This window comes from Streptomyces sp. NPDC088707, from assembly GCF_044752725.1.
Classification (GTDB): domain Bacteria; phylum Actinomycetota; class Actinomycetes; order Streptomycetales; family Streptomycetaceae; genus Streptomyces.
The window spans coordinates 553,564-563,628 of record NZ_JBIVLV010000005.1 but is presented as its reverse complement, the minus strand read 5'-3'; the positions used below and the strand labels follow the sequence as shown (position 1 = coordinate 563,628).

Genomic DNA, 10,065 nt, shown 5'->3' with positions numbered 1-10,065 from the left:
ATCTGGCGTTGATTTTTGGCACGCTGTTGAGTTCTCAAGGAACGGACGCTTCCTTTGTACTCACCCTCTCGGGCTTTCCTCCGGGCTTCCCTTCGTGTTTCCAACCTTACCAGATCCTTTTCCGTTCCGTTTCCGGTTCGGAGTGTGTATCCGGTGGCCTGTTGGCTGCCTTTCGCCTTTCGGCGTGTTCACTACGTTAGCTGATTTCTTCGGCGACTCATAATCGAGCAATCGAATTCGAATTTCGGCATGCCGAAATAAGCCCCTGCTGGGGAGTCATCTTGAGTAGTGGGTGGCAGCTGCGGGGTGCTTGAACAAGCAGGTCCGTAACCAGCTGCTCGGGCTACGTTAGGCGGTCGGACGTCCTGCGTCAAGTGTGCGCCTCCGGGGCGTATGGGGACGATACGGACTCACGGTCGGGTCCTCGTCGATCCAGAAGCGCCAGGGGTGCGGGGCGCCGTCGCCGCCGACTCCCGTGCGGGGGCCGGTGCGGATGTGCTCGGGGGCCGGCGGGGTGCCGGTGAGGAGCCCGAGGGGGGCGTCCGGGCCGGCGCAGGTGTCGGTGCCGTTCAGGGAGAGGCCCACGTCCAGGGCCGTGGCCAGGCGGGCCGGGCCCTTGGCCAGTTCGTGGTCGTGGCGGGCCGAGCGGCGCCGGGGGCGGGCCCGGTCCGCGCCCTTCAGGATCTCCCCCGCGCGCAGCAGCACCCCGCTCGCCTCCCCCTCGGGCCCGCAGACCAGGTTGAGGCAGTGCCACATGCCGTAGGTGAAGTAGACGTACGCGTGTCCGGGCGGGCCGAACATGACGGCATTGCGTGCCGTGCGGCCCCGGAAGGCGTGCGAGCCGGGGTCGATCGCGCCGGCGTACGCCTCCACCTCCGTCAGGCGCAGTTCCATCAGGCCTTCGGATGAGCGGCGGACGAGTGTGCGGCCGAGGAGGTCGGGGGCGACCTCCAGGACCGGGCGGTCGAAGAAGGTCCGTGGGAGCGGCGTACGGTCGGGGCTCTCTCTCATGGCGCACGAGCGTAGTGGGGGTCCGGCGGGGAACCGACTACGGTCGTCGCGCGTATGTAGGGGTCAGGACTGAGAAGGAGTGAAGGTCATGGGATTCAAGAAGCTGCTCGCGAGCCTGGGCGCCGGTGGGGCCACCGTGGAGACGGTGCTCACCGAGGAGAACGTGGTTCCGGGCGGTGTCGTCCAGGGTGAGGTCCGGATCCAGGGCGGCAGTGTCGACCAGCAGATCGAGGGTCTCTCCGTCGGCCTGCAGGCGCGGGTCGAGGTCGAGGGCGGCGACCAGGAGCACAAGCAGGACATCGAGTTCGTCAAGGTCCGGCTGGGCGGTGCCTTCGAGGTGAAGGCCGGCGCGGTGCACGTGGTGCCGTTCGGTCTGGAGATCCCGTGGGAGACCCCGGTGACCTCGGTCTCGGGGCAGCAGCTGCGCGGGATGAACATCGGTGTGACCACGGAGCTGGAGATCGCCCGCGCGGTGGACTCCGGTGACCTGGACCCGGTCAACGTGCACCCGCTGCCGGCGCAGCAGGCGATCCTCGACGCGTTCCTCCAGCTGGGCTTCCGCTTCAAGAGCGCGGACATGGAGCGCGGGCAGATCCGGGGGACGCGGCAGAAGCTGCCCTTCTACCAGGAGATCGAGTTCTTCGCGCCGCAGCAGTACCGGGGTCTGAACCAGGTCGAGGTCAGCTTCGTCGCGGACGACCGCGAGATGGACGTCGTCCTGGAGATGGACAAGAAGCCGGGTCTGTTCGGTGAGGGCAGCGACTCGTTCCGTGCGTTCAAGGTGGGTCTGAACGACTTCCACGCCACCGACTGGGCGGCTTACCTGAACCAGTGGCTCGCCGAGGTCGGCGGCCGACGCAACTGGCTCTAGGCTCGGGCCGTAAAGGCTGCTGAGGCAGTACGGCGATACGGAGGTTTCGACGTGTCCGAGGGCAAGAGGGCGCCGCTCCCGCATGACTTCCATCCGCCGGTGGCGGCGTTCACGGTGGTGAGCGACGACATCGCGCCGGGCGGGGTCCTGAAGGACGCGCAGGTGTACGCGGCGGGGAACACCTCGCCGCAGCTGCGCTGGGAGGGGTTCCCGGCGGAGACGAAGAGCTTCGCCGTCACCTGCTTCGACCCGGACGCCCCGACGGGCAGCGGGTTCTGGCACTGGGTGCTGTTCGACATCCCGGTGTCGGTGACCGAGCTGCCCGCCGGTGCGGGGTCGGGGTCGTTCGAGGGGCTGCCGGCCGGGGCGGTGCACGTCCGGAACGACTACGGCTCGAAGGACTTCGGCGGGGCGGCTCCCCCGGCGGGGGAAGAGCACCGCTATGTGTTCACGGTGTACGCGGTGGACAGCGAGAAGCTCGGTCCGGACGGTGATGTGTCGCCGGCGGTGGTCGGGTTCAACCTGCGGTTCCACACGCTGGGACGTGCCCAGTTGATCGGTGCGTACACGGCTCCCGCGGCGGTCTGAGCGTTCGTTTGTTGTTTGCCCGCTTCTGGTCTTGGAGAGATCAGAAGCGGGCATCTTTTGTTGCGCGGGAAAATTGCGTTGTCCGACCCCGGCCGGCCCGGCCATCGTTGATCCAGGCCCCACCGCCCCGCTCCGGGGCCGGGCCTGCACACGGGAGGTGGGCACAATGCGGGACACGCTGGTACTCAACGCGAGCTTCGAGCCGCTGTCGACGGTCTCTCTCAACCGTGCGGTGGTGCTTGTCCTGACGGACAAGGCCGTCGTCGAGCACGCCCATCCCGATCTGCGGGTCCGAGGTGCGGCCGTCGATCTTCCGGTGCCGCGGGTGATCAGGCTCTGCCGCTACGTCCGGGTGCCGTTCCGAAGACAGGCGCCGTGGTCGAGGAGGGGGGTGCTGGTGCGGGACCAGCACCGGTGCGCGTACTGCGGGCGGCGGGCGACGACCGTCGACCACGTGGTGCCGCGTGCCCAGGGCGGTGGGGACAGCTGGCTGAACACGGTCGCCTCCTGTGCCGAGGACAACCACCGCAAGGCGGCCAGGACGCCGGAGGAGGCGGGGATGCCGCTGCTGTTCCAGCCGTTCGAGCCGACGCCGGCGGACGCGATGCTGCTGGCGATGCGGGCGAGCGAGCGGTCGGAGCTGCCGGAGTGGCTGGCGAAGGCCGCCGCGTAACCCTGTCTCGTACGGAAGGGCCCGCCTCCCCCGGTGTGGGGAGGCGGGCCCTTCCGCCGTTCCGGGCGACGGGCCTAACGGAGCGTCAGCTGCAGGATGGCGATGACGCCGACGGCGATGATCACCCCGCGCAGCACCGTGGGCGGCAGCCTGCGGCCGACCTTGGCTCCGATCTGCCCTCCGATGGTGGAGCCGACGGCGATGAGCAGGACGGCCGTCCAGTCGAACTCGGCGACGAAGAGGAAGAAGACGGCGGCGACGCCGTTGACGAGGGCGCCGAGGATGTTCTTGACGGCGTTGATCCGCTGCAGGGTGTCGTGGAGCAGCAGGCCCATCAGGGAGAGGTAGAGCACGCCCTGGGCGGCGCCGAAGTATCCGCCGTACATGCTGGCGACGAGGAGGCCGACGAGGAGGGCGGGGCCGCCGTCGGGGTGGGCCTCGGTGCCGGTCTGTTCGCGGCGGCGCTTGACGGCGGCGGCGATACGGGGCTGGAGGACGACCAGGACGAGGGCGAGGCCGATGAGGACCGGGACGATCGCGTCGAAGGCGTCGGACGGCAGCGCGAGGAGCAGGATCGCGCCGATCAGGCCGCCGACGAGGGCGGCGGCGCCGAGGCGGATGATGCGGCGCTTCTGGCCCTTGAGTTCGGCCCGGTAGCCGATGGCTCCGCTGATGGAGCCGGGGACGAGGCCGAGGGCGTTGGAGACGTTCGCGGTGATCGGGGGGAGTCCGGTCGCGAGAAGGACCGGGAACGTGATGAGCGTTCCCGATCCGACGATGGTGTTGATGGTGCCGGCGCCGATGCCGGCGGCGAAGACTGCCAGGGCTTCCCAGATGGACAACGCCATCTCCTTACATGGTCAGTGAGTCGCCTCCCCGCCCTGACGTCGCCGGGGTCGAGGGGCTCGCACCGATCATGCACGAGGATTACGTGTACGTGTCAGTCAACCGACGGTTCGTCTCGCCTTTCGGGCGGCGCGGGGATCTTGGTGTTGAAGCCGGGGACGCTGCCTTCCTTGTTGCCGAAGGCGCCCGAGAGGCCCTTGAGGGCGTCGCCGATCTCGCTGGGCACGATCCAGAGCTTGTTGGCGTCGCCCTCGGCGATCTTCGGGAGCATCTGGAGGTACTGGTAGGAGAGCAGCTTCTGGTCCGGGTCGCCGGCGTGGATGGCCTCGAAGACCGTGCGGACGGCCTGGGCCTCGCCCTCGGCGCGCAGGGCCGCGGCCTTGGACTCGCCCTCGGCGCGCAGGATCGCGGACTGCTTCTCGCCCTCCGCGGTGAGGATGGCGGACTGGCGGGTGCCCTCGGCGGTGAGGATCGCGGCGCGCTTGTCGCGCTCGGCGCGCATCTGCTTCTCCATCGAGTCCTGGATGGAGGTCGGCGGCTCGATCGCCTTGAGCTCGACGCGGTTGACGCGGATGCCCCACTTGCCGGTGGCCTCGTCGAGGACGCCGCGGAGGGCGGCGTTGATCTCCTCGCGGGAGGTCAGGGTCCGCTCCAGGTCCATGCCGCCGATGATGTTGCGCAGGGTGGTGACGGTGAGCTGCTCGATCGCCTGGATGTAGCTGGCGACCTCGTAGGTCGCGGCCCTCGCGTCGGTCACCTGGTAGTAGATGACCGTGTCGATGTTGACGACGAGGTTGTCCTGGGTGATCACCGGCTGCGGCGGGAAGGGGACGACCTGTTCGCGGAGGTCGATCCGGTTGCGGATCGAGTCGATGAACGGGACGACGATGTTCAGCCCGGCGTTGAGGGTGCGGGTGTAGCGGCCGAAGCGCTCCACGATCGCCGCACTCGCCTGCGGAATGACCTGGATCGTCTTGATCAGGGCGATGAAGACGAGCACCACCAGAATGATCAGGACGATGATGACTGCTGACATCGTGTTCCCCGTGCCCTTCGCTGCCGGTTGACTGCCGGGTGGCTTTCGATGATCGAGTTTCGCAGATGACGGAATGTCATGGGCGAGGTTCGGTCACATCACGACGGCGGTGGCCCCGTCGATGTCCACGACGTCGACCTGTACGCCCGGTTCGAAGCTCTGGTCGGAGTCGAGCGCCCGGGCGGACCAGATCTCGCCCGCGAGTTTGATGCGCCCTCCCCCGCTCGCGTCGACCCGCTCCAGGACCACCGCCTGACGCCCCTTCAGGGCGTCGATGCCGGAGGCGTGCGGGGGCCTGTCGTCACGGTGGCGGGCGGCGATGGGGCGTACCACCGCGATCAGCGCGACCGAGACGACGACGAAGACGAGTACCTGGGCGACGACGCCGAAGTCGAGGGCCGCGGTCACCGCCCCCGCGACCGCTCCGACGGAGAACATGCCGAATTCGGGCATCGCGGTCAGGACCAGCGGAATGCCGAGCCCCACCGCGCCGATCAGCCACCAGACCCATGCGTCGATGTCCACATGGTCATGGTAGGGCGGTGGGGTCCTCCGGGACAGGGCGCGGGCGGCTGTGCGGGACGCCGGCGCTTCGTCCGCTACTTGAGGGGCAGGCCGTGGGCGGTCCAGCGGTCGCCGACGCGCTCGACGACGAGCGGCAGGCCGAAGCAGTGGGAGAGGTTGCGGGAGGTCAGTTCCATCTCCACGGGTCCGGCCGCGAGCACCTTGCCCTGACGGATCATCAGGACGTGGGTGAAGCCGGGCGCGATCTCCTCGACATGGTGGGTGACCATGATCATGGAGGGGGCGTACGGGTCGCGGGCGAGGCGGCCGAGGCGGCGGACGAGGTCCTCGCGGCCGCCGAGGTCGAGGCCGGCGGCGGGCTCGTCGAGGAGGAGGAGCTCGGGGTCGGTCATCATCGCGCGGGCGATCAGGGTGCGCTTGCGCTCGCCCTCGGAGAGGGTGCCGAACTTCCGGTCCAGGTAGTCGTTCATGCCGAGGCGGTCGAGGAAGGCCTTGGCGCGCTGCTCGTCGACCGGGTCGTAGTCCTCGTGCCAGGTGGCGGTCATGCCGTACGCGGCGGTGAGGACGGTCTCCAGGACGGTCTGGCGCTTGGGGAGCTTCTCCGCCATGGCGATGCCGGCCATGCCGATGCGGGGACGGAGCTCGAACACGTCGGTGCCGACGCCGCCGAGCCGCTCGCCCAGGATGTCGGCGGTGCCCTTGGTGGGGAAGAGGTAGCTGGAGGCGATGTTCAGAAGGGTGGTCTTGCCGGCGCCGTTGGGTCCGAGGATCACCCAGCGCTCGCCCTCCTTGACCGACCAGGAGACCTCGTCCACCAGAGCCCGTCCGTCGCGGACCACGGATACGTCCACCAGCTCCAGTACATCGCTCATGAGCGCGTTGTCTCCCCTTGCGGTCGAGTCGTGTCGTCGCCTTGCGCCGGTGGGCGCGGCGTCCAGGGGAAAACCTACGTTATCGACGGAGCGGGCCGGTCCCTAGGGCTTCCTTTGAGTCCCCCGGTGCGCCCGGGGCTCCCCCTAGTCTTGGGGAATGCTTTCGGAACCACGCTCAGGACGCCTGGCCGCTTGGGGCAATGCCCTGCTGGCCGGGGCGGTGTCGCCGGACGAGGCGGCGCTGGCCATTGTCGGGGAGGACGCGGTGCACCGCGTGGAGGGGCTGCCGGGTGAGGCGCGGCCGGTGGGGCTGACCCTGGCGCTCGGCCGGCTGCGGCGGCTCGGGGTGACCGGGTGGCGGGTGGCGCTGCCGGCGCCGGGGCATCCGCTGGGGCTGAGCGGGCCGCCGGACTTCAACGCGCGCGCGTTGGAGGCGGAGGAGGCGGCGGTGGGCCACGGCGCGCCGTACGGCCTCGTGCCGGAGGTGTCGGAGGCGGGGCCGGTGGGTGACGTCCATGTGGAGGTGGTCTGGCGCTGCCTCGCGGTGCGGGAGGCCCCGCCGGCGGACGTGCCGTCGCTCGGCGAGGCCGAGCGGGAGCTGGCGGAGGCCCTGCGGGACGCGACGTCGGTCCTGACCCGGCTGGACGTGGCGGCCTCGGGCCCGGCGGCGGACGCGGCGCGCGAGGCGTACCGGGCGCGGGCGGAGGTGGGCCGGGAGGTCCTCGCCCCCGGCTACCCGCCACGGGCGGTGCGGGTCCTGGAGCTGGCGCAGCGGGTGGGCCTGCTGGTGGACCTGGCGTACGACCACGGGCACGGGGGCGCGGTGAGCGCTTCGGAGATGGCGGCGCGGGGAGAGGCGCTGCGGCCGGTGGAGCGGGTGGCAAGGCGGGCCCAGGTCGCCGCGTACAACGCGTACGTGGAGGAGAGGGAACGGGAACGGGGCCTCTGACCCCCAGCAATCCGCCAGCCACCCCGACCGGCGGACGGAGTCCGCCACAGCGGACCGAAGCCCGGAAGGCGCCCCGGCGCCGAGCGGCGCGAGGACCGCGGTGGAAGAGGGGAACGCAGAAACCGGCCCCCGGGGGATCGTCCCGGGGGCCGGTCGGTTTCGTGCGGCGGTCAGCCGTTGAGGGCGTGGTTGCCGAAGGCCGGGTTGAGCAGGCCGATCACGTTGACCGTGTTGCCGGAGACGTTCACGGGGACGTGGACCGGGACCTGCACCAGGTTGCCGGACGCGACGCCCGGGGACTCGACGGCCTTGCCCGTGGCCTCGGCGCCGTGGGCGGAGGCGACACCCGCACCGGCGGCGACGATGCCACCGGCGACCATGGTGAGGGCAGCGGCCTTCTTGAGGTTCTTCACTTGGTACATCCTCCTGGTCATCGCTGCGGCCGGTCAGCCGCAGCACGCCATGGAGAACGCGGCGCCCCCCGTCAGGTTGCGCCGAACGGGGGACATACACACGACGGTATGAAGGACAGAACGGTCGTGCGCCCGGCGCGCAGGGGCGCGCGGGGGGCGGGCGCGTCAGTTCGTGAGGCCGTGCCGGACGGCCCAGAGGGCCGCCTGGGTGCGGTCCGCCAGGTCGAGCTTCATCAGGATGTTCGAGACGTGCGTCTTGACCGTCTTCTCGGAGAGGACGAGCGCGCGGGCGATCTCGCGGTTGGACCGGCCGTCCGCGATCAAGCCGAGGACCTCGCGCTCCCGCTCCGTGAGGGTCGAGCCGCGTCCCGTACCCCCGTGGGAGTCGTCCTGGCTGAGGAGCGCGCCCGCGACCTCGGGCTGGAGCAGGACGTGCCCGGCGTGGACGGAGCGGATCGCGCCGGCCAGCGCGTCGGGGTCGATGTCCTTGTAGACGTATCCGGAGGCGCCGGCGCGGAGCGCGGGGACCACCGTCCGCTGCTCGGTGAAGCTGGTGACGACGAGGACCTTCGCCGGGTTGTCGAGCCCGCTGAGCCGCTTCAGCGCCTCGATGCCGTCCGTCCCCGGCATCTTCACGTCCATGAGGATCACGTCGGGGCGGAGCTCCTCGGCCCGCGCGACGCCCTCGGCGCCGTCGGAGGCCTCCCCCACCACCTCTATGTCGTCCTGCACCTCCAGAAAGGTGCGCAGGCCTCTGCGGACGACCTGGTGGTCGTCGACCAGCAGGACACGGATCTGCTTGTCAGCCACCGGGTACCTCCATCTCGATCGTGGTGCCCTCGCCGGGGGCCGAGGTCACGGTGAGCGATCCGCCGACGCCGCCCGCCCGGTCCCGCATGGAGACCAGACCGAGGTGGCGTCCCGCACTGCGGACCGTACGCGGGTCGAAGCCCTTGCCGTCGTCGGTGACGGTGAGGCGCGCGCCCGGGCCCGCGCGGGTGAGGGAGACGGCGACGAGGCCCGCGTCCGCGTGCCTCAGGGCGTTGTGCAGGGCCTCCTGGGCGACCCGCAGCACCGCTTCCTCCTGCGCGGCGGGCAGCGCGCGCGTGCCGGGGCTCTCGAAGGTGACCTGCGCGGTGTGGGCGCGGTCCAGGACCTGGATGTGGGTGCGGAGGGTGTGGACGAGGCCGTCCTCGTCCAGGGCGGCGGGGCGGAGCTCGACGACGGCGGCGCGCAGTTCGTCCGCGGCCTCGGCGGCGAGCAGGGCGACCTGCTGGAGCTCTCCCTTGGCGCGGGCGGGGTCGCGGTCGACGAGCGCGGCAGCGGCCTGGGCGGTCAGCCGGAGCGAGAAGAGCTTCTGGCTCACGGCGTCGTGCAGCTCGTGGGCGAGGCGGGAGCGCTCCTCGGCGATGGTGAGCTCGCGGCTGCGCTCGTACAGGCGGGCGTTGGTGAGGGCGATGGCCGCGTGCTGGGCCAGGATCGAGAGGAGTTCCTCGTCCTGTGCGGTGAAGCCGCAGCCGCCGCCCTCCTTCGGGCAGCGCTTGTTGGCGAGGAAGAGGGCGCCGAGGATCTCGTCGCCGTCCCTGACGGGGAGGCCGAGGAAGTCGGACATCTCGGGGTGGGCGGCGGGCCAGCCCTCGAAGCGGGGGTCCTCGCGGACGTCGGCGAGCCGCTCGGGCTCGGCCTTGTGGAGCATCGCGGCGAGGATGCCGTGCTGCCGGGGCAGCGGGCCGATCGCCTTCCACTGCTCTTCGCTGACGCCGTCGACCACGAACTGGGCGAAGCCGCCGTGGTCGTCGGGGACGCCCAGGGCCGCGTACTCGGCGTCGAGCAGCTCGCGGGCGGAGGCGACGATCGTCTTGAGGACGTCGCGGACCTCCAGATGGCGGCTCATCGCCAGGAGGGCGGTGCTCACGGCGGCCAGGCCGGAGCTCGGTCGATGGCTCATGTGTTCACCGTACCGGCGGGCCGTGACGGTCCGTATCCGTCCGGAGACCTCGGAGGAGGGGGACCGGGGACCTAGGTCGTAGTGCCCGCAGGCCGCTGTCCTCCTTCCGGAGGAGGGGACTTACTGTGCGCATTGCTCACGCAACGGCTGGTGAGTTCGTTACCTGGCCGATGTGAGCCCGCGCATAGGACCCAGGTCACTTACGAAGCCCCCTAGTGGACCCCGGAAGGGCGGGGCAGGGTGGTGTGAGACGGACATAAGGGCCCTTCTGTGGGGTGTGCACGGGCCCCTGATCCACTACCCGGGATCGTACGTCACACCTTTGCCACAGCA

At 70.5% G+C, this 10,065-nt stretch carries 12 protein-coding genes; 4 read left to right on the top strand and 8 right to left on the bottom strand.

Annotated elements, in window-relative coordinates; all coding sequences use genetic code 11:
• Positions 1 to 348: 348 nt before the first annotated feature.
• Complete coding sequence (locus ACIP84_RS19050) at positions 349 to 1,011, bottom strand: DNA-3-methyladenine glycosylase (protein ID WP_401798799.1); 663 nt, start codon at positions 1,009 to 1,011, stop codon at positions 349 to 351.
• Between the two features lie 88 nt (positions 1,012 to 1,099).
• Here ACIP84_RS19050 and ACIP84_RS19045 point away from each other — a divergent pair, with 88 nt between their 5' ends.
• From ACIP84_RS19045 to ACIP84_RS19035, 3 genes are all read left to right on the top strand, one after another.
• Complete coding sequence (locus ACIP84_RS19045; protein WP_355964973.1) at positions 1,100 to 1,882, top strand: sporulation protein; 783 nt, start codon at positions 1,100 to 1,102, stop codon at positions 1,880 to 1,882.
• A gap of 51 nt (positions 1,883 to 1,933) precedes the next feature.
• A complete protein-coding gene (locus tag ACIP84_RS19040; RefSeq protein ID WP_401798797.1) occupies positions 1,934 to 2,470 on the top strand; it encodes a YbhB/YbcL family Raf kinase inhibitor-like protein in 537 nt (178 codons plus the stop codon).
• A gap of 166 nt (positions 2,471 to 2,636) precedes the next feature.
• Complete coding sequence (locus tag ACIP84_RS19035; RefSeq protein ID WP_355964972.1) at positions 2,637 to 3,143, top strand: HNH endonuclease; 507 nt, start codon at positions 2,637 to 2,639, stop codon at positions 3,141 to 3,143.
• A gap of 74 nt (positions 3,144 to 3,217) precedes the next feature.
• Here ACIP84_RS19035 and ACIP84_RS19030 read toward each other — a convergent pair whose 3' ends face one another.
• The 4 genes from ACIP84_RS19030 to ACIP84_RS19015 form a co-directional block, all read right to left on the bottom strand.
• Positions 3,218 to 3,991: a sulfite exporter TauE/SafE family protein gene (locus ACIP84_RS19030; RefSeq protein WP_355964971.1), complete on the bottom strand. Its 774-nt coding sequence runs from the start codon at positions 3,989 to 3,991 to the stop codon at positions 3,218 to 3,220.
• Between the two features lie 92 nt (positions 3,992 to 4,083).
• Positions 4,084 to 5,025, bottom strand: a complete 942-nt coding sequence (locus ACIP84_RS19025) for an SPFH domain-containing protein (protein ID WP_355964970.1) — start codon at positions 5,023 to 5,025, stop codon at positions 4,084 to 4,086.
• Positions 5,026 to 5,118: 93 nt separating this feature from the next.
• Positions 5,119 to 5,550: an NfeD family protein gene (locus ACIP84_RS19020; RefSeq protein WP_355964969.1), complete on the bottom strand. Its 432-nt coding sequence runs from the start codon at positions 5,548 to 5,550 to the stop codon at positions 5,119 to 5,121.
• Between the two features lie 74 nt (positions 5,551 to 5,624).
• Positions 5,625 to 6,422 (bottom strand): ABC transporter ATP-binding protein, encoded by a 798-nt coding sequence (locus ACIP84_RS19015; protein ID WP_319308136.1) that lies wholly within the window; start codon positions 6,420 to 6,422, stop codon positions 5,625 to 5,627.
• A gap of 157 nt (positions 6,423 to 6,579) precedes the next feature.
• Between ACIP84_RS19015 and ACIP84_RS19010 the strand changes: the two genes are divergently transcribed.
• Entirely contained in the window at positions 6,580 to 7,371 is a 792-nt protein-coding gene (locus ACIP84_RS19010; RefSeq protein WP_401798794.1) for a hypothetical protein, read from the top strand.
• Positions 7,372 to 7,541: 170 nt separating this feature from the next.
• Here ACIP84_RS19010 and ACIP84_RS19005 read toward each other — a convergent pair whose 3' ends face one another.
• The 3 genes from ACIP84_RS19005 to ACIP84_RS18995 form a co-directional block, all read right to left on the bottom strand.
• Positions 7,542 to 7,784: a chaplin gene (locus ACIP84_RS19005; RefSeq protein WP_187624121.1), complete on the bottom strand. Its 243-nt coding sequence runs from the start codon at positions 7,782 to 7,784 to the stop codon at positions 7,542 to 7,544.
• A 165-nt stretch (positions 7,785 to 7,949) separates the two neighbouring features.
• Entirely contained in the window at positions 7,950 to 8,594 is a 645-nt protein-coding gene (locus ACIP84_RS19000; RefSeq protein WP_355964967.1) for a response regulator transcription factor, read from the bottom strand.
• A complete protein-coding gene (locus ACIP84_RS18995) occupies positions 8,587 to 9,732 on the bottom strand; it encodes a GAF domain-containing sensor histidine kinase (protein WP_355964966.1) in 1,146 nt (381 codons plus the stop codon). Before ACIP84_RS18995 ends, ACIP84_RS19000 begins: the two co-directional genes overlap by 8 nt.
• Positions 9,733 to 10,065 lie beyond the last annotated feature (333 nt).